The organism is Pseudomonas sp. ES4 (assembly GCF_050586665.1).
Classification (GTDB): domain Bacteria; phylum Pseudomonadota; class Gammaproteobacteria; order Pseudomonadales; family Pseudomonadaceae; genus Aquipseudomonas; species Aquipseudomonas frederiksbergensis.
On record NZ_JBOBDO010000023.1, the window covers coordinates 72,653 to 92,512 of the forward strand.

15 protein-coding genes are annotated in these 19,860 nt (G+C 58.5%); 11 read left to right on the forward strand and 4 right to left on the reverse strand.

The annotated features are described in order from the left end of the window. The first annotated feature begins 43 nt into the window (after positions 1–43). From ACQ4OB_RS22390 to ACQ4OB_RS22405, 4 genes are all read left to right on the forward strand, one after another. Positions 44–565, forward strand: coding sequence for a BRO-N domain-containing protein (locus tag ACQ4OB_RS22390; protein WP_430956467.1), 522 nt, complete (start codon positions 44–46; stop codon positions 563–565). A gap of 205 nt (positions 566–770) precedes the next feature. Continuing rightward, positions 771–1,307 carry an N-acetyltransferase gene (locus ACQ4OB_RS22395; protein ID WP_102614566.1) on the forward strand — a complete coding sequence of 179 codons (537 nt, stop codon included), beginning with the start codon at positions 771–773 and terminating at the stop codon, positions 1,305–1,307. A 34-nt stretch (positions 1,308–1,341) separates the two neighbouring features. Beyond that, positions 1,342–1,512 carry a hypothetical protein gene (locus ACQ4OB_RS22400; protein ID WP_173860504.1) on the forward strand — a complete coding sequence of 57 codons (171 nt, stop codon included), beginning with the start codon at positions 1,342–1,344 and terminating at the stop codon, positions 1,510–1,512. Positions 1,513–1,690: 178 nt separating this feature from the next. Then, positions 1,691–3,184, forward strand: coding sequence for a YifB family Mg chelatase-like AAA ATPase (locus tag ACQ4OB_RS22405; protein WP_076029308.1), 1,494 nt, complete (start codon positions 1,691–1,693; stop codon positions 3,182–3,184). Positions 3,185–3,190: 6 nt separating this feature from the next. Here ACQ4OB_RS22405 and ACQ4OB_RS22410 read toward each other — a convergent pair whose 3' ends face one another. Together ACQ4OB_RS22410 and ACQ4OB_RS22415 are read right to left on the reverse strand one after the other, a co-directional pair. Then, entirely contained in the window at positions 3,191–4,405 is a 1,215-nt protein-coding gene (locus tag ACQ4OB_RS22410) for an aldose 1-epimerase family protein (protein ID WP_430956463.1), read from the reverse strand. A gap of 267 nt (positions 4,406–4,672) precedes the next feature. Further along, complete coding sequence (locus tag ACQ4OB_RS22415; RefSeq protein WP_076029306.1) at positions 4,673–6,649, reverse strand: methyl-accepting chemotaxis protein; 1,977 nt, start codon at positions 6,647–6,649, stop codon at positions 4,673–4,675. 384 nt (positions 6,650–7,033) lie between these two features. On the opposite strand from ACQ4OB_RS22415, the gene ACQ4OB_RS22420 reads away from it, so the two are divergent. The 4 genes from ACQ4OB_RS22420 to ACQ4OB_RS22435 all read left to right on the forward strand — a co-directional run bounded on the left by ACQ4OB_RS22420 (position 7,034) and on the right by ACQ4OB_RS22435 (position 12,561). Next, on the forward strand, positions 7,034–7,582 hold the full coding sequence (locus tag ACQ4OB_RS22420) for an Hsp20/alpha crystallin family protein (RefSeq protein ID WP_076029305.1): 549 nt from the start codon (positions 7,034–7,036) through the stop codon (positions 7,580–7,582). Positions 7,583–7,881: 299 nt separating this feature from the next. Continuing rightward, positions 7,882–9,708, forward strand: coding sequence for an ATP-dependent zinc metalloprotease FtsH (gene ftsH, locus ACQ4OB_RS22425; RefSeq protein ID WP_430956464.1), 1,827 nt, complete (start codon positions 7,882–7,884; stop codon positions 9,706–9,708). A 228-nt stretch (positions 9,709–9,936) separates the two neighbouring features. Next, positions 9,937–11,742 carry a DAHL domain-containing protein gene (locus ACQ4OB_RS22430; RefSeq protein WP_430956465.1) on the forward strand — a complete coding sequence of 602 codons (1,806 nt, stop codon included), beginning with the start codon at positions 9,937–9,939 and terminating at the stop codon, positions 11,740–11,742. 258 nt (positions 11,743–12,000) lie between these two features. Continuing rightward, complete coding sequence (locus ACQ4OB_RS22435) at positions 12,001–12,561, forward strand: YSC84-related protein (RefSeq protein WP_074871923.1); 561 nt, start codon at positions 12,001–12,003, stop codon at positions 12,559–12,561. A gap of 82 nt (positions 12,562–12,643) precedes the next feature. On the opposite strand, the gene ACQ4OB_RS22440 is transcribed toward ACQ4OB_RS22435, so the two are convergent. Beyond that, entirely contained in the window at positions 12,644–13,564 is a 921-nt protein-coding gene (locus ACQ4OB_RS22440; protein ID WP_046045061.1) for a LysR substrate-binding domain-containing protein, read from the reverse strand. A 158-nt stretch (positions 13,565–13,722) separates the two neighbouring features. Between ACQ4OB_RS22440 and ACQ4OB_RS22445 the strand changes: the two genes are divergently transcribed. Further along, complete coding sequence (locus tag ACQ4OB_RS22445) at positions 13,723–15,120, forward strand: NorM family multidrug efflux MATE transporter (protein WP_430956466.1); 1,398 nt, start codon at positions 13,723–13,725, stop codon at positions 15,118–15,120. Between the two features lie 141 nt (positions 15,121–15,261). Here ACQ4OB_RS22445 and ACQ4OB_RS22450 read toward each other — a convergent pair whose 3' ends face one another. Further along, entirely contained in the window at positions 15,262–16,935 is a 1,674-nt protein-coding gene (locus tag ACQ4OB_RS22450; RefSeq protein ID WP_102614560.1) for a putative bifunctional diguanylate cyclase/phosphodiesterase, read from the reverse strand. Between the two features lie 271 nt (positions 16,936–17,206). Between ACQ4OB_RS22450 and rep the strand changes: the two genes are divergently transcribed. Beyond that, positions 17,207–19,216 carry a DNA helicase Rep gene (gene rep, locus ACQ4OB_RS22455; RefSeq protein WP_074871927.1) on the forward strand — a complete coding sequence of 670 codons (2,010 nt, stop codon included), beginning with the start codon at positions 17,207–17,209 and terminating at the stop codon, positions 19,214–19,216. A 56-nt stretch (positions 19,217–19,272) separates the two neighbouring features. Beyond that, the gene (locus ACQ4OB_RS22460) at positions 19,273–19,845 is read left to right on the forward strand and encodes a xanthine phosphoribosyltransferase (RefSeq protein WP_008150200.1); all 573 of its coding nucleotides are present in this window, start codon (positions 19,273–19,275) and stop codon (positions 19,843–19,845) included. Positions 19,846–19,860: the final 15 nt, after the last annotated feature.

Genomic DNA, 19,860 nt, shown 5'->3' on the forward strand with positions numbered 1-19,860 from the left:
ATAAATGGCAGTTATTTATCAAGCGAAATTTGGGTACTGCACCATGGATGAAAACTATCTAACCCCCCACGTCTTCACCCGCCACAAACTCCACCTCCACGCCCTCCTCCTGGAAAACCAACCCTGGTTCAGCGCCCGCGACCTCGGCCGCCTACTCAGGCTATTCCTGGATGAACGAGCGCTACGCAAACTCGATCCCGACCAACACCAAACCGTACAAATGCTCATCCACGGAGCCATCGAAAACACTCTGCTGATCAGCGAATCCGGCGTCTACGCGTTACTGATCTACCACTACTGCCCCGAATACCGAGGCCTGCGCGAATGGCTGACCCACGACGTAGTGCCAGCTCTCAGAGACGCCCAACAACCCACCTCAACCGAACGCCCGATACTGAGTCTGCTGAATTGGCCGCAGATGTCGTTGAGTTTGCTGCACTGGAACAACCAGCCGTGGATTCGGTTGCAGGATATTCCATACGTGCTGCCTCTTCAGGATGAGTCAAAACGTACGGTCAATGCGCCTTGGTGGAAGCGAGCTTCGCGGATGCTGCAATCGTTTTAACACCAATTTGCACCGCCTATGGACTACGTTTGCTGCCCGCCAGACGTAGTCATTTTCCACAACCATACCCAATTCCACCTGTTGCGCTTCTGACGTCCTTCATTCATCTAAGCACGGTCCTACGGTAGCCAGCTCCTCCGCCTGATTACGTGACCACGCCCGCGTCCGTTACCTTCTTCGACTCGATCTCAACAGTACAAAAGCGATGAGAAGAAAAGGAAAAGGCACAGAACTCCGCAATCAGATATTCAAGTCTGATGCTCGAAATCTCACTTATGAAGCCATGTCCGATGATCCTGACATTCGTGCCGCAGGAATCAACGTCTCAGCACTCAGGCTCGATCCGATCACCGCGGCTGCAATCAACTCCTGTCATCTGTGGGAAGCAGTAACCCTGTACCCGTGGGAATGCGTTCCGGACTGGAAGCGTAAGGATGCAAGGGGGCTGGATCTGGCTATCTGGTATGAAGAAGAGCTCTGTGGCTTGTGCTATGCGACTCCGCGTGAAAGCACTATCTGCATAAAAATTGTGCTTTTGCAGGGACATACAAGAAACACCCCCGCTTTGCGAGGCTGGATCGCTCCAATTGCATTGCTGGCTACGGAACTTTATGCGCGGATGCTGGGCTGCGATGAGATCGAGGTACAAGAACCCGACCCGGGTGCCATTTACTATTATCAAAAACTTGGATTCATTTTTGACAAAACCAACCGCCTTGTCTTTTCGCTAGACGACCAATAAGATCAATCCACTCATCCAGGCACGCGAGGTGTCTATGAAACCCAAAAAGCAAAAAGCGAAGCCATTAATGATCGCTGAGTATCATGCCGAGGCGCTCCGCTTGGCCGGAAACGTTTCTGCCAGTCAGCGTCGCTTTTTTAAAGTCGCAGCAACGTATGGCAAAGAACTTGAACCTGATGGCTTGCTTGCAGGTGCACGAGCCTGACCAGGCTCCCCGAAGAAACCGCCCGAGTGGCGGTTTTTTTGTGCCTCGCGATTGGCCTGCTTCGTACTTGCAACATCCAGTGAAAGTTTGTCGCCTAAACCACCCCACCAGAACTTCCTCCGCCAACTACCCTTCAAAAAACCGCAGGAAGCGGTCCTCGTCAGCTCAAGGAACGACCATGTCCCTCTCCATCGTCCACAGCCGCGCCCAGATTGGCGTGGAAGCACCCGCCGTTACCGTAGAAGTGCACCTGGCCAACGGCTTGCCGTCGCTGACCATGGTCGGGCTGCCCGAGGCGGCGGTGAAGGAAAGCAAGGACCGGGTGCGCAGCGCGATCATCAATTCGGGCCTGCAATTTCCGGCACGGCGCATCACCTTGAATCTCGCCCCTGCCGATTTGCCAAAGGACGGCGGGAGGTTCGATCTGGCGATTGCATTGGGGATTCTGTCGGCCAGTGTGCAGGTACCGACTTTGACGCTGGATGATGTGGAGTGTCTTGGGGAGTTGGCGCTATCGGGTGCGGTGCGGGCGGTTCGCGGGGTGTTGCCGGCGGCGCTGGCGGCGCGCAAGGCCGGGCGCACGCTGGTAGTGCCGCGGGCGAATGCCGAGGAGGCCTGCCTGGCTTCGGGGTTGAAGGTGATTGCGGTGGATCATTTGCTGGAAGCGGTCGCGCATTTCAATGGCCACACGCCCATCGCCCCCTATGCGTCCAACGGTTTGCTCTACGCCAGCAAACCCTATCCAGACTTGAACGAAGTGCAGGGGCAACTTGCGGCCAAGCGAGCCTTGCTGATTGCGGCGGCGGGTGCTCATAACTTGCTGTTCAGCGGACCGCCGGGGACGGGGAAAACGTTATTGGCGAGCCGTCTGCCAGGGTTGTTACCGCCATTGGCCGAGAGCGAAGCACTGGAAGTCGCGGCGATTCAATCGGTCGCCAGTTGTGTGCCGTTGAGTCATTGGCCACAGCGTCCCTTCCGACAGCCGCACCACTCCGCTTCAGGCCCGGCACTGGTGGGCGGTGGCTCGAAACCACAACCCGGCGAAATCACCCTCGCCCATCATGGCGTGCTGTTCCTCGATGAGCTTCCGGAATTTGATCGCAAGGTATTGGAGGTATTGAGAGAGCCACTGGAATCCGGCCACATCGTGATTTCCCGCGCCAAGGACCGCGTACGCTTCCCGGCACGCTTTCAACTGGTCGCGGCGATGAATCCCTGCCCCTGTGGATATCTTGGCGAGCCCAGTGGTAAATGCAGTTGTACGCCGGACATGGTCCAGCGTTACCGCAACAAGCTGTCGGGGCCACTGCTGGACCGCATCGATCTGCACCTGACCGTCGCTCGCGAAGCCACGGCGTTGAATCCTGCGTTAAAACCCGGTGACGACACTGCCACCGCCGCCGAGTTGGTGGCCGATGCACGAGAACGCCAACAAACGCGCCAGGGCTGCGCCAATGCGTTCCTCGATTTGCCGGGCCTGCGCAGACACTGCAAGTTATCCACAGTCGACGAAACCTGGCTGGAAACAGCGTGTGAACGGCTGACCTTGTCCCTTCGAGCGGCCCATCGACTGCTCAAGGTGGCTCGCACCTTGGCGGACCTTGAGCAAGTCGAAGGCATTACCCGTGAACACTTGGCCGAAGCGCTGCAATATCGGCCGACAACACTCTAGCCGGCGTCACCCCTTGGTCAGATCAACCAACGGCGTCTGCCGCACCTCAGTCTCCCGCCCACCCTGAATCTCGCTCACCCGCTTCAACGCCTTATCCACAGCCGCCTTATCCGCCAACAAGCTGTAGCTGATCCCGAACTGCTTCTGTTCCTTCGGCCCAATCGTCGGCACCAGGTTCAGTGGCCGTTGATACCGGCGGTTGTAGGAAAAACTCGTCCCTGGCTCCAGCCCCGTGACATAGCCCTGCCCTTGGGTATCGGTGTTTTTCCACAGGGAGAACACGGGCAGTGTTTGAGTGTTGAAGCCGACCGAAACCCCCAGGCTGCCGGCCTTGTTATGCAGCACGGTCAACGTATCGCCCTTGGCATCGGCGTACGGCACTACGTTGTAAACCGTTTCGTCGTAATCCTTGGTCGGTGCGCGGTAAGTTTGCCAGTCCGGCAGATCGCCTTTGGCCTTGTCGTTGAACGGCGACACCTGTTTCACCGGCGCGGCGAAGCGGGCGCCCTGTTCCAGGAACGGCGTGCTGAAGTTGCTGTGGTACAGCGCCTGGTATTCCTTCGGATAGTCGCCGTTATTGGTCAGGGTGTCGTTAAGGGCGAACGCTACGCTGCCGGGCTCGGTGACCAGTTCGGTCGCGACGGAGAAGTCGACTTTCTTGAACGCCTGTTCTTTCAGCTCGCCGCGCAGGGTGATGGCGTACGGCGGTTTTTCATCGATGTGCAGGGTGACTTTGTTCGCGGGGATGTTGGCGGCGCGACCGTGCAGGGTCAGCAGTTCGCCGTTGTCGATGCCGGGGTGGCCGACCCATTCGTAGCCGCAGCGGGTGACCAGTTCGTTGAAACCTTCCAGCCAGCCCAGGCCACCGCGGCCGTTGAGTTCGATGAAGGATGGATTGACCACTTCCTTGACCGGCGAATCCCAGCCCATGCGCACATCGCCGACCGAGGCCTGCAGGACGTTCATGCCACGAGTCGGCACCACCGAGAGTTTCATCGTGCCGTTATCGATGTCGACGATGCTGACCCCCTCCTGCCGACCACCGTGCAAGGTGCGCAGGGTGACGCTGAAGGGTTTGTCGGTTTTTACGCCGAGTTGCTGGCTGGTGATTTGCCAGTTCTGGGCGGCTTTGTCGGTGTCGAGCAAAACATAGTCCCAGGCCGTGGCTTGGGAAGCAGCGGACAGTGCGCTGAGGGCAACGAAGAGTTTGAGCGGGGTCATGGCAGCAGCCTTTCTTGGAGTTGTGCCATTTTTATAGACTTGAAGAAACGTTTCAGCAAGCACAAAAACAGAGACATTGGTGCTAAATGCCAAGGAAGACGACTAGAGAGGAATTGATTCGCAGATTTGCGACAAATCGGCAATTGAGTCGATGCCATCGCGAGCAGGCTCACTCCCACATTGGATCGACGGTGAACACAGAATTTGTGAACAACCGAGATCAAATGTGGGAGTGAGCCTGCTCGCGATGGCGATTTCAGAGGCGCCTCAACGAAACCGGTCAACCTCATGGCGCAAGTCCGCCGCAAGCTTCTCCAGCTCTTTGGCCGTCACAGCCAGGTTCGACACGACTTCTCGCTGCTCACTGTTCGCCAAGGCGATGCTTTGCAGATTGCTGCTGAGCAGGGTCGCGGTGCTGCTTTGTTCCTGGGTCGCGGTGGTGATGGCGGCGAATTGCTGCCCGGCCGAACGGCTTTGTTCGTCAATCCGCGCCAGCGCCGAAGCGACGTTGGCGTTGCGCGACAGGCCTTCCTGCATCAGCAAGTTGCCCTGCTCCATGGTGCTGATGGCATTCCCGGTTTCCAGCTGAATGCTCTGGATCATCCCGGAAATCTCGTCCGTCGCCTGGCGGGTGCGCGACGCCAGGTTACGAACTTCATCAGCCACGACGGCAAAACCACGCCCCTGCTCGCCGGCGCGCGCGGCTTCGATGGCGGCGTTGAGCGCCAGCAAGTTGGTTTGCTCAGCGATCGAGGTAATCACCCCGACAATGCCGCCGATTTCCTGGGAGCGCTGGCCCAAGGTATTGATCACCGTCGCCGTGCTGTTCAGCGCGCCAGCGATTTGCTCCAGGGACGAGGACGCTTCGTCCATCGACGTACGACCGATCTGGGTTTGTTGTGCGTTTTCTTGAGCCAGACGCTGAGTGCTGCCCATGTTGTCGGCAATGTTCAAGGACGTGGCGCTGAACTCTTCCACCGCGCCGGCCATGCTGGTGATTTCGCCCGACTGCTGCTCCATCCCTTCATAGGCGCCACCGGAGAGACCGGACAAGGCCTGGGCACGGCTGTTGACCTCTTGCGAGGCCTTGCGGATGTGCTCGACCATGGTCGACAGCGCCTGGCTCATCTGGTTGAACGCACGGGCCAACTGGCCGATTTCGTCGTTGCTCGATACGTTCAGCCGCACGCTCAAATCACCGGCGCCCAAGGCTTCGGCTTGTCGCACCAGATCACCCAAAGGGGCGAGTTTGCTGCGTAGCAACCAGACTGCCGAGCCCACAGCGATCAACATCGCCAGTAGACTGCCAATCGCCAATTGAATGCCGACACTCCACGTCACGGCACGGATTTCAGTTTTCGGCATGCTCGCCACGACCGACCATGGACCGTCTTCAAACGGTACGGCAATGCTGTAGAAATCTTCGGCCTTGTCGCTCCAGAACTCGCCCTTGCCCGGAGTCTTCACCAGGCTGTTGATCGCGGGGACAGCCCGCTCCAGTGCTTGCACGCCGGCGATCGGCACCAGCCATTTGTTCTGCTCATCAAGCAACGCCAGAGAGCCGCTCTGGCCGATGCGGAAGCGCTTGAGGTTGGCGAACTGCGCGTTCTGCGCGTCGGTGTAGTCGAATCCTACGTACAACACGGCAATGACCTTACCGCTGCTGTCCCGTACGGGGGTGTACTGCGACATGTAGAAGCGTTCGAAAAGCAACGACCGACCGACGAAACTCTGCCCCGCCATCAAACGGCCGTATGCCGGGTTCGCGTGATCGAGCACGGTGCCGATAGCCCGGTTGCCGTCCTGTTTGCTCACATTGGTGCTGACCCGAATGAAGTCGTCGCCGCTGCGCACGAACACCGTGGCGACACCCGCCGTCATTTGCTTGAACTCATCGACTTCCTTGAAGTTGTTGTTCAACACTTCGGCGCCCAGATGCAGACCCGGCGTCTGGATGCCCGCCACGGTTACCGGCTCGTCCGGATGCACGCTCAGCCCCGCGTTGAAGCGTTTCTCGAACAGGCCGGCCAGACGCTGGGTGCTTTCACGCAATGTGCCGTGAAAGGTGCTCAATTGATCGGCCAGCAACCGGGCTTCACTGGCCAGGTGCTCTTCGCGGGTGGCGAGGTTGGCGGTGTCCAGCGAACGCAGGGCGAACACGGTACTGCCGCTGATGACGATCGCCAGTATCACGGCAAGCGCAAGACCAAGCTGTGAGGCGATCCGGGCACGAGGTTGAGACATGACAGCTCCTGGCCGAGCGACCGGATCTTCCTTGATCTGGCTGCACACTCAGCAAAATTCTAATAATGGGAATTGCGTCGAACCTGCACGAAGGTTCCACCTGCATTTTCGGCGGGCAATCGGATTACTTGAGTATTGGTGCCTGCAGAACCTATTACCGAGGGGTTTTCTTCAAATAGCGCTATCGAATTACAAACAGAATTCTCACCAGTCATCGGTGCGCGTCAGTTCTCGAATAGACGGCTCACCGTCAGAAACCGACTGTTGGTCGGTCTGGCGGTCGCAGGAATACTAATCTTTCAGGGCAAGGCCTGAATTTGTCGTGGTGGACCGGCCTCCGAGTTGTTCCCGGCCCACCGCAGTACTCGATAGGAGGAATGAAAAATGGCCAATTTCGAGAAGAAAATGCCGGTACAGACCGACGATGAAAAAACCAGTCAGCAACCGACGGCTACATCAGACCCTTGGCGTCCTCTGGAAAAACTGCGCCAGCAGGTCGATCACCTGTTCGAAGACTTCAATCGTGGCTCGGGGCTGACGCCTTTTCGGCGAGGGCTGTTCGATGTCGAACCGTTCTGGAGTCGGGAATTTATCGGCCGCAGCCTGCCTGCGGTGGACATTACCGAGAAAGATGAAAGCTTCGAAATCACCGCTGAATTGCCAGGCATGGACCAGGAAAATATCGACATCAAATTGTCCAACGGCAACTTGATCATCAAAGGTGAAAAGAAGGAGGACAAGGAAGAAAAAAGAAAGGGCTATCACCTGTCAGAGCGTCACTATGGCGCCTTCGAGCGGGCATTCAGCCTGCCAAAAGGTGTCGATGGCGACAAGATCGAAGCCAAATTCAGCAATGGCGTACTGAGTATTTCGCTGCCGAAAAAGCCGGAAGCGATGAAAGCGGACAAAAAGGTGCAAATCAAATCCGGTTGAATTCGAGACAGCCCTCCCCGCCAGAAAAGCCCCTTGTCGGGAAGCCGGCACGGGGCTTTTTTGATGGGGTCTAAAAATAACCGGGCGGGCGCGGTTTTAATGCCAGTCAGTTGATGTGCATAAACCTGTGGGAGCGAGCCTGCTCGCGATGACAACGATACATTTAGCATCGATGTTGACTGACCCGCCGCCATCGCGAGCAGGCTCGCTCCCACAGGTTCAAGTGTTAAACCAGCATCAGGCGTGCGTGGCTCGTGTTTGACGACCCTGCGTTCTCATGCTGATGCTGAGCCAAGGCCATGAAAAAGAATGAGCAGTGGAATCTGTCCTACTTCGCGATCGCTTTTATCGTGCTGAGCCTCATGCAGATTTTCTTTGGCGAGCGCCAGGCGGTGCAGCCCCTCCCGTACAGCCAGTTTCTGCAATTACTGAACGAGCAAAAAGTCAGTGATTTGCAGGTCAACAAGGATCAGATCAGCGGCAAGTTGCAAGAACCCATCAACGGACGCGATCGATTCTCCACCGTGCGGGTCGATCCGGCGCTGGCGACAGAACTCTCTCAATCAGGCGCCAGTTTTACCGGAATCATCGAAAACACCTTTTTGAGCAGCCTGTTGGGCTGGCTCTTGCCCTTTGTCCTGATCATGGTGTTCTGGAATTTTCTGTTTCGCGGGATGGTGGACAAACAAGGTCTTGGCGGTTTGATGAATGTCGGTAAATCCCGGGCCAAGGTGTTTGTCGAACGCGACACTGGCGTGACCTTCGCCGATGTCGCGGGCATCGACGAAGCCAAGGCCGAGCTGGTGGAAATCGTCTCGTTTCTCAAGGACACGGCCCGATACGAACGCCTGGGCGCACATATTCCCAAGGGCACCTTGCTGGTCGGCCCGCCCGGCACCGGCAAGACGCTGGTGGCCAAAGCCATCGCCGGTGAAGCCGGTGTGCCATTTTTCTCGATCTCCGGCTCCGAGTTCGTCGAGATGTTCGTCGGGGTCGGTGCCGCCCGGGTCCGCGACCTTTTCGAACAGGCACGGCAGGCAGCACCCTGCATCATCTTCATCGATGAACTCGATGCGCTGGGCAAGATGCGCGGCGTCGGTACGCTGGGCGGCAATGACGAAAAAGAACAGACCCTCAACCAGTTACTGGCCGAGCTGGATGGCTTCGATCCCCGCGAGGGCGTGGTGTTGCTGGCGGCGACCAACCGTCCGGAGGTCCTTGATCCGGCGTTGTTGCGGGCCGGGCGCTTCGATCGGCAGATTCTGATCGACCGCCCCGACCGCAAAGGCCGGGAAGCAATCCTCAAGGTTCATCTCAAGAAAGTCATCGTGGAGTCAGGGCTCGATGGCGCACGTATCGCCGAGATCACCACCGGTTTCACCGGCGCCGACCTGGCCAATCTGGTTAACGAAGCGGCCATCGTCGCCACCCGACGTGGCGCCGAAGCGGTCAGCCTGAACGATTTCACCGCAGCGGTAGAACGCCTCATCGCGGGGCTCGAACGCAAGAGCAGCCTGCTCGATGCCGACGAGCGCCGAGTGGTGGCCTATCACGAAATGGGGCATGCCCTGGCCGCCAGCACGCTGCCGGCAATGGACCCTGTGCATAAAGTGTCGATTGTGCCCCGCGCCATCGGCTCGCTCGGCTATACCCTGCAGCGACCGACCGAGGATCACTTCCTGATCAGTTGCCAGACCCTCAAGGACCGGATTGTCGTACTTATGGCCGGGCGCGCCGCCGAAGATCTGGTCTATGGCCAGATCTCCACCGGAGCCGCCGATGATCTGGTCCGCGCGACCGATATCGCCCGGCAACTGATCACCCGGTTCGGCATGAGCACTGAACTCGGACAATCGGTGCTGGAGCGGCAAAACGCAACGTACCTGGGAGACCGCATGGCCACGGTGGGCGAGAAGGATTATTCGGAGCAGACCGCCCGGGAAATCGACCTGGGTATCCGCGCCCTGCTCGATGAAGCCTACCAACGGGCCAAGGCATTGCTGGAGAGTCGCCGGGCCGACCTGGATGAGGGGGCCCGCCTGTTGCTGGAAAAGGAAACCCTCACGCCGGAGGAATTCCCGCCTCTGCTGCCGTTAAAGCCAGCCCCGGCATTACCGCGACCATGACGCGTCGATCAATCGTGGACGGCGCAACAAGCGCGACGAGCCTGATTGACACGATAGCGGTGCAGATAGCGATAGTGCATTCGGTGTATTTATCAACGATGTCCGCCAACAACGCTAGGCTTACAAACATTGTGGTGACTATCGCCATTTTGCAGGGAGCGCAAAAATGGAAATCATTAACCGTCGGCAATCCCTCTCTTTCAAGAAGGCCCAGGGAGAACTGCCGCAATGAAGCTTTCCAATCATTACAAATGGACTGCCCTGGGCGCCATTACGCTGACCCTTTTCAGCGTACTGATATTTTTGCTGATCAAATCCTATACCTACGACACATCGACCTACTTCGAGTCGCGCGACTTCGTTCGCCAACTCAAACAGTTCGATGCCAACTGGAACGTGAAGATCCTGAGAGCAAAGATCGGCATGAACAACAATCTGCTTCTGGTAGCGCATCCTGAAGCAGAGCAACGATGGCAGAAGCTCGACGACCTCAACGCTACGGGCCCGCTTTCGACCCTTTGGCAATCCCGACGCCAGGGTTATCTGAATGCGGTGGAAAACAAAACCCGATTGGTCGAGCAATTCAAACAGCACAACACGGTATTGCGCACTTCACTGGACGCCCTGCCGGAACAGGAAGATGACATTCAGGCATTACTGGACGACAACGCTCAGGATGTAACCGCCGCCTCAACCGTATTCGATCTCACACTGGCAACCCTCGAGTACGCCCTCTATGTATCCCGTGACAAAGCCGACGAGATCGCCCATCAACTGAACGAACTCAACGAATACATCGACCAGCTGCCACTTGATCGGCGCCAGCCTTTTACTGCATTTGTCGAGCATGTAAACGCCATCGTTCGAGAGCAGCCCATCGTCAATGATCTGCTTGACCGCATCAGTGTGATTCCGGTCGCACAGCAACTGGACAGCATCAACGAATTATTGAACGAGACACAACGGCGCACCGGCGCGACAGACCGCCAATATCACCTTTATCTCGGAATATGCGCCGGCATCATGGCGCTGCTGTTGTTGTATCTGGCCGGCCGCCTGATTCGCAGTTATGCCCTGATCAACAAAATGAACAATGAATTGCAAACGGCAAACGAGCGATTGGAGCAACGCGTCGAGGAACGCACCCGCGAGTTGATCGAAGCCGAGCGCGAATTGGTCGATGCCGCGCGAATGGCCGGCATGGCTGAGATCGCCACCAATGTGTTGCACAACGTCGGCAATGTGCTGAACAGCGTTAACGTATCGGCAGATTTAATCACCCGCAAAATAGCGGTCAGCAAAACCCTGGGCCTGGGTAAAGCGGTAAACATGATGAACGAGCATGCCGACGACCTGGGGCAATTCATGACCTTCGATGAAAAAGGCAAACTGCTGCGCGGTTACTTCAATCAACTGGTCGACTCCATCGCGACCGAACAATCGAGCATCGTTGACGAACTGTCACAACTCACCAAAAGCATCGATCACATCAAGGACATTGTTTCCACCCAACAGGCCTATGCCGGCGCCGCCAGGCTGGTCGAGCCGTTGAACGTCGTCGATCTGTTCGAGGACGCGCTACGCATGAATTCCGGTGCGTTGAGTCGCCATCATGTCGTTGTCACCAAGAACTACCAGGACACGCCGACGATCATCGGCGACAAACACCGACTGCTGTTGATCCTGATCAACCTGATCAGCAATGCCAAATATGCAATGTCCAAGATCAGCGATCGTCAGCGCCAGATGATACTGGGCGTCAAGATTGTCGATAACGCAACACTGCGCCTCAGCGTGGAAGACCAGGGCGAAGGGATCGCTGCCGAGAACATCACCCGCATCTTTAATCACGGCTTCACCACACGTAAGGAAGGCCATGGTTTTGGCCTGCACAGTTGTGCGCTGGCGGCGGTAGAAATGAACGGGCATCTTCGCGTGCATAGCGATGGGCCAGGCCACGGAGCGGTTTTCACCCTGGAGATTCCGCTGGAGACGGCGCATGCGTCGCAGACTGTTGATGTGCCAGTCAGTTAAGCGCAGTCCGTGTGGGCTTGCTCGCGAAGAGGGTCCAATCCGAAATCTGATTCCATCGTCGTGGGTGACAACGAACCCGGCTGATACCCAGAGGTCAAAGCAGGTGATGACGTCGCCAATGTTCAAAGGCCTCATTCAAGGGCGAAGTCAGTAGCTCACATACTTTAGGGTGCGCCGGATAGTTTCAGCAGGCTCGGATCGTTCCGAGGGGCAAGTGCTGACTGCTGACATCCAATGCTCCCGTATCGGAGTACTAACATGACTCAGTCAATGCGCTTCTTCCTATCGATCTTCCTCGCGACAGCATCATTGGCATCAGCGAGCCTCCTCAACACTGCAGGTGCGGCAACCGCCGAGGACCTGAATGCCGATTCCAAGCAAGCGTTGCAAACGCTTTACAAGGCCTCACCCGTTGCCAAAAACATTTCGCAGAATGCCAAAGCGATTCTTGTCTTCCCGAAAATCATCAAGGCCGGCCTTGTGTTTGGTGGCAGCTATGGTGAAGGCGTGCTGATGAAAGGCTCGCAAGTAGAGAACTATTACAACTCCGTAACCGGGTCCTGGGGACTGCAGGCAGGCGCCCAGTCGTATGGCTATGCGGTTTTCCTGATGACCGACAAAGCCGTGGACTATCTGCGTCAAACCAAGGGTTGGGAAGTCGGCGTAGGGCCCACCGTTGTATTGGTTGATGAAGGGGTGGCGAAGAATCTGTCCAGCACGACAGTGAAGGACGATGCCTACGCATTCATTTTCGACCAACAGGGGTTAATGGCCGGGATCAGCATCGAGGGCACCAAGATTTCCCTGATCAAGCGCTGAAAACGGTCGTCTGGCGCATGGACGCGCCAGTACCAAAAGTGCGGGCATAGAGCTCGAGGCCGTCATTGCAGCGGCCATCTATTCAGCCCAAATGTTGAACGTCGGGCAATTCCATTGCTCGGGCTTCGCCTTGCAGGAAGTCGCTGAGCCTGCGTAAACGTTCACCTCCGGGGCGGGTTTTCGGCCAGACCAGGTAATATTTCTCACCGCTGGCGACGGCCGTCGGCCACGGCAGGCTCAGACGTCCCTGAGCCACATCTTCCGCCACCATCAGCAGATCGCCCATGGACACGCCATACCCTCGGGCAGCGGCGATCATGCCCAGTTCCAGCGTGTCGAACACCTGCCCGCCCTTGAGCGATACCTGATCCGCCAGCCCCATGCGTTCCAGCCAACTGCGCCAGTCGCGGCGATCCGGAGTCGGGTGCAGCAGTTCGGCATTGGCCAGCCGTGCGACATCCCACGGTTGATCCTGCAGAAGATTCGGCGCACCGACTGGAATCAGCTCTTCCGGGAACAGGAAACTCGCCTCCCAGTCCGGTGGGAAATTTCCGTTGCTGAGGATGACGGCGCAGTCGAACGGCTCATGGTTGAAGTCCACCGAATCGACGTCCATCCACGCGCTGGTCAATTGCACCTCGTTGCCCGGTTGCAAGTGCCGAAAGCGGCTGAGCCGTGCCAGCAACCAGCGCATGGTCAGGGTCGACGGCGCTTTCATGCGCAGGATGTCATCTTCGGCGCGCAAGGTATTGCAGGCCCGCTCCAGGGCGGTGAAGCCTTCGCGAATGCCGGGCAGGATCAACCGCGCCGACTCGGTCAGTTGCAGATTGCGTCCGCTGCGGTGAAACAGCCGACAGGCAAAATGCTCTTCGAGCGTACGAATGTGTCGGCTAACCGCGCTTTGGGTGATCGACAGTTCTTCGGCCGCACGGGTAAACGAACTGTGCCGCGCCGCCGCTTCGAATGCGCGCAGGGCATACAAGGGAGGAAGACGACGGGACATTCGGAAAGCTCCTATAGCGGGATTCGATCACCCTAGCAGAAACTCTCCAGCATGAGTTTGAATCATGCCACCCATCCTTTTTATCCCTTTGTGCAAACCCCGTAGAGCGCCGAGAATCGACGCTTTCTGTCCCTCTTCAATTATCGAGCGTGATGACCATGCAGCATCCAGCACGTACCGAACTCTGGGCCATCCTGCGGCTGGCGGGGCCGTTGATTGCCTCGCAGTTGGCGCACATGCTGATGGTCCTCACCGACACCTTGATGATGGCGCGCCTGAGTCCCGAAGCGCTGGCCGGTGGCGGTTTGGGCGCCGCCACTTACTCGTTCGTGTCGATCTTCTGCATTGGCGTGATCGCCGCGGTCGGCACCCTGGTGGCGATCCGTCAGGGTGCCGGCGACATCATCGGCGCCGCCAGGCTGACCCAGGCCGGGTTATGGCTGGCGTGGTTGATGGCGCTGGTGGCCGGGCTGCTGCTGTGGAACCTCAAACCGGTGTTGCTGCTGTTCGGCCAGACCGAAACCAACGTCCACGCGGCCGGGCAGTTCCTGTTGATCCTGCCGTTCGCCCTGCCCGGCTACCTGAGCTTCATGGCCTTGCGCGGCTTCACCAGCGCCATCGGCCGGGCAACACCGGTGATGGTCATCAGCCTCGGCGGCACCGTGGCCAACTTCCTGCTCAATTACGCATTGATTACCGGCATGTTCGGCCTGCCGAAACTGGGGCTGATGGGCATCGGGCTGGTCACCGCTATCGTCGCCAACTGCATGGCGCTGGCGCTGGCCTGGCACATCCATCGGCATCCGGCCTACAACGCTTATCCCTTGCGCCAAGGCCTGTCGCGACCTGACCGTCAATACCTCAAGGAACTGTGGCGCCTGGGCTTGCCGATTGGCGGCACCTACGCAGTGGAAGTCGGACTGTTTGCGTTCGCCGCGCTGTGCATGGGCACCATGGGCAGTACGCAAATGGGCGCACACCAGATCGCCCTGCAAATCGTCTCGGTGGCATTCATGGTTCCGGCGGGGATTTCCTATGCGATCACCATGCGCATCGGACAGCACTACGGCGCCGGGCAGTTGTTAAGCGCGCGGCTGGCCGGGCGGGTCGGCATTGCTTTTGGCGCGGCGGCGATGATTGCCTTCGCCATGGTCTTCTGGTTGCTGCCGAATCAGTTGATCGGTTTGTTCCTGGACCACAACGATCCGGCGTTCCGTGACGTCATCAACCTGGCCGTGAGCCTGTTGGCGGTCGCCGCGTGGTTCGAGCTGTTCGACGGCACGCAAACCATCGCCATGGGCTGCATTCGCGGGCTCAAGGATGCGAAGACCACGTTTCTCGTGGGTTTGGGCTGCTATTGGCTGATTGGCGCGCCGGCTGCCTGGTGGATGGCCTTCCATTTGAATTGGGGACCGACAGGCGTCTGGTGGGGATTGGCGCTGGGATTGGCGTGCGCGGCGGTGAGCCTGACGTGGGCGTTTGAGTGGAAGATGAAGCGGATGATCAGGCAGGAGCCGTCGTCAGGGGCGAGTTTTCAAATCGCTCAGCCAGATTGAGATCCCCTGTGGGAGCGAGGCTGTGTGGCGAGGGAGCTTGCTCCCGCTGGGTCGCGAAGCGGCCCCAAAAGCTTTGCGACTGCTTCGCAGCCGAGCGGGAGCAAGCTCCCTCGCCACAAAAGCATCCACAGTTGTTCGGGGTTAGTTCACGACTTCCAGGGCGGTTTGCTGATTGCTACCGAACGTCAGGTACTCAACCAGCTCCGCCAGCGGCAACGGCTTGCTGATCAGATATCCCTGCACCTGATCGCAGCCAAACCCGCGCAACAGATCCAGTTGCTCCGGCGTTTCCACGCCTTCGGCGACCACTTCAAGATTGAGGTTGTGCGCCAGATTGATCATCGCGTGGACCAATTTGCGATTCTCTTCGCGCTGTTCCATGCCGCCGACAAAGCTCTTGTCGATCTTCAACAAGGTAATCGGCAGGCTGTTGAGGTGCACGAACGAAGAGAACCCGGTGCCGAAGTCGTCGAGGGAGAAGCGCACACCCAGACGCCCCAACGCATCCATGGTCTGCTTCACCAGATCGCTGCGGCGCATCACCGCGGTTTCGGTCAATTCGAACTCCAGCCATTGCGCCTCGACGCCGCGCTCGGCAATCAGCCGGCTCAGTGTCGAGAGTAACTGGCTGTCCTGAAACTGCCGGAACGACAGGTTGATCGCCATGTGCAACGCCGGCAAACCCCGTTCGCGCAACGCTTGCATGTCGCGCAAGGCCCGGGAAATTACCCAGTAACCCAGCGGCACAATCAAGCCGCTTTGCTCGGCCAGCGGCACGAATTCGCTCGGTGGCAGCAAGCCGCGCTCGCCATGACGCCAGCGCACCAGGGCTTCGAGGCCGACGATCTGCCCGTCCTCAAGGTTCAGGCGAGGCTGGTAATGCAGTTCCAGCTCATCCCGGCGCAACGCCCGGCGCAGCTCGCTTTCGAGGTCGGCCATGCTGCGGGCATTGCGATTGATGCGTTCGTTGAAGATGTGAAAGGTACAGCCTTGAGTGCTTTTGGCCTGTTGCATGGCGATGTGTGCGTGCCACATCAGCGGGTCGGCGCCGGCCTGGGCCCGGGCGTGGGCGATGCCGAGGCTGGAGCCGATCAACAGGCTTTCGCCGTCGACCCAGTAAGGCTCGGCCAGCGCTTCGGTGATCCGTTCGGCCATCCATTCGGCGCGCTGAGGCGCGCGACGGGTGTCGATCAGCAGGGCGAACTCATCGCTGCCCAGTCGGGCCAACTGATCGCTGGCCTCAAGCTGGCTTTTCAGCCGCGCGACCACTTGCAGGATCAGCCGGTCACCGGCCTGGTGGCCGAGGGCGTCGTTGGCGTGGCGAAAGTTGTCGAGGTCGAGGTGACCGAGGGCCAGGCCGCGACCGTCGTTTTCCGCCAGGCGTGCCGCCAGCAAGGTCTGGAAACCCTGGCGGTTGGCGATGCCGGTCAGCGGGTCTTGCTCGGCCAGGCGCTGCAGGGTGTTTTCCAGCAGGCCACGTTCGCGCACATGCCGCAGGCACCGGCGCAACATGCCGGGATCGAGCAAATCGCGCACCAGCCAGTCACTCACACCATCGGGCGGCAACAGCGGCTCATGTTCGAGTAGCAATACCGTCGGCAGGCTGCAACGGCCAGGTAAAGGTTGAAGCGCTGGAATCGTCAACAACACCGCGTTGCGGTTGTCATCGAACAGACTGCTGACTGACTCCCAGCCCGGAGCGCTGATGAGCACGGTCGAGCTCCCCATCGGAGCCAGACACTCGCGCAACAACGCTGCCCACGCTGGCTCTTCGGCCAGTAGCAGCAAACGCAAGGGTTCGACAGGCGTAGACAAGCTAGCTCCCTAGACTCTGCAAAGATGTAGGCGGCGGGCATTATGCAGCGCCGGTAACCAATGACCAAATGACCAAATGACCCCGGTTATCAAACGCGGCTTTGTATCTTGAATAACGAACAATAGACGCACATTCAACGCGCATCCTGCGTGAAAGTATCAAAACCGGCAAATATAGATAGCGTGCTGCGTCACAAGTCGGAGAGAGCAGCACAATTCGCTGAGCCTGTTAAAATGCCGGCCCATTTCGCAAACGACTTCCTGATTTCGTATGTCCCGACTCAATCCCCGGCAGCAAGAAGCCGTGAACTACGTCGGCGGCCCTCTTTTGGTGCTCGCCGGTGCAGGCTCCGGCAAGACCAGCGTGATCACCCGCAAGATCGCCCACTTGATCCAGAATTGCGGCATCCGCGCCCAGTACATCGTCGCCATGACCTTTACCAACAAGGCTGCGCGCGAAATGAAGGAACGGGTCGGCACCTTGCTCAAGGGCGGCGAAGGCCGCGGCCTGACGGTCTGCACCTTCCACAATCTGGGCCTGAACATCATCCGCAAGGAACACGTGCGGCTGGGCTACAAGCCGGGGTTCTCGATCTTCGACGAGACCGATGTCAAAGCCTTGATGACCGACATCATGCAGAAGGAATACTCGGGCGACGACGGCGTCGACGAGATCAAGAACATGATCGGCTCGTGGAAAAACGACCTGATCCTGCCGCCCGAAGCCCTGGAAAACGCGCGCAACCCCAAGGAACAGACCGCCGCCATCGTCTACACCCACTATCAGCGCACGCTCAAGGCGTTCAACGCGGTGGACTTCGACGACCTGATCCTGCTGCCGGTGAAGCTGTTCCAGGAACACGCCGACATCCTCGAAAAATGGCAGAACAAAGTCCGCTACCTGCTGGTGGACGAATACCAGGACACGAACGCCAGCCAGTATTTGCTGGTGAAGTTGCTGATCGGTACGCGCAACCAGTTCACCGTGGTCGGCGATGACGACCAGTCGATCTACGCCTGGCGCGGCGCGCGACCGGAAAACCTGATGCTGCTCAAGGACGATTACCCGTCCCTGAAAGTGGTGATGCTGGAGCAAAACTACCGCTCCACCAGCCGCATTTTGCGCTGTGCCAACGTGTTGATCTCGAACAACCCGCACGAATTCGAAAAGCAGTTGTGGAGCGAGATGGGCCACGGCGACGAGATTCGCGTAATCCGTTGCCGCAACGAAGACGCCGAAGCCGAGCGTGTGGCCGTGGAATTGCTGACCCTGCACTTGCGCACGGACCGGCCTTACAGTGATTTCGCGATCCTGTACCGCGGTAATTACCAGGCCAAGCTGATCGAGCTGAAGCTGCAACACCACCAGATTCCGTATCGCCTGTCCGGCGGCAACAGCTTTTTCGGACGTCAGGAAGTGAAAGACCTGATGGCCTACTTCCGCCTGATCGTGAACCCGGACGACGACAACGCTTTCCTGCGGGTGATCAACGTCCCACGCCGGGAGATCGGTTCGACCACCCTGGAAAAGCTGGGCAACTACGCCACCGAACGCAAAATCTCGATGTACGCCGCCACCGACGAAATCGGTCTGGGCGAGCATCTGGACACGCGCTTCACCGATCGCCTGTCGCGCTTCAAGCGCTTCATGGACAAGGTCCGCGAGCAATGCGCCGGCGAAGACCCGATCTCGGCGCTACGCAGCATGGTCATGGACATCGACTACGAGAACTGGCTGCGCACCAACAGCTCCAGCGACAAGGCCGCCGATTACCGCATGGGTAACGTCTGGTTCCTGATCGAGGCGCTGAAGAACACCCTCGAAAAAGACGAAGAAGGCGAGATGACCGTCGAAGACGCCATCGGCAAACTCGTCCTGCGCGACATGCTGGAACGTCAGCAGGAAGAGGAAGACGGCGCCGAAGGTGTGCAGATGATGACCCTTCACGCCTCCAAGGGCCTGGAATTCCCCTACGTGTTCATCATGGGCATGGAAGAGGAAATCCTTCCGCACCGCTCCAGCATCGAAGCCGACACCATCGAAGAAGAACGTCGCCTGGCCTATGTCGGGATTACCCGGGCGCGTCAGACGCTGGCCTTCACCTTCGCCGCCAAGCGTAAGCAATACGGCGAGATCATCGATTGCGCGCCGAGCCGCTTCCTCGATGAGCTGCCACCGGACGACCTGGCCTGGGAAGGCACCGACGACACACCCGTTGAAGTCAAAGCCGTTCGCGGCAATACCGCATTGGCGGACATACGCGCGATGTTAAAGCGCTAAAATCGACTACTTTTTAACCAGCCTTAGGCGCATAGCCGTCCTTAGAGGAAAGCTTCATGGAAGCACTGCACAAGAAAATTCGCGAAGAAGGCATCGTGCTTTCCGACCAAGTCCTGAAAGTCGACGCCTTTCTGAACCACCAGATCGACCCGGCCCTGATGAAGCTGATCGGCGACGAATTCGCCTCGCTGTTCAAGGATTCGGGCATCACCAAGATCGTCACCATCGAAGCCTCGGGCATCGCGCCGGCAATCATGACCGGTCTGAACCTTGGCGTGCCGGTGATTTTTGCGCGCAAGCATCAATCCCTGACCCTGACCGAAAACCTGCTGTCGGCGACCGTTTACTCGTTCACCAAGCAGACCGAAAGCACCGTGGCGATCTCCCCGCGCCACCTGACCAGCAGCGACCGCGTGCTGATCATTGATGACTTTTTGGCCAACGGTAAGGCGTCGCAAGCGCTGATCTCGATCATCAAACAGGCCGGCGCGACGGTTGCTGGCTTGGGTATCGTGATCGAGAAGTCGTTCCAGGGCGGCCGTGCGGAACTGGATGCCCAGGGTTATCGCGTTGAATCCCTGGCCCGCGTTCAGTCGCTGGCTGGCGGCGTCGTGACCTTCATCGAATAAGCCCTCTGCATCACC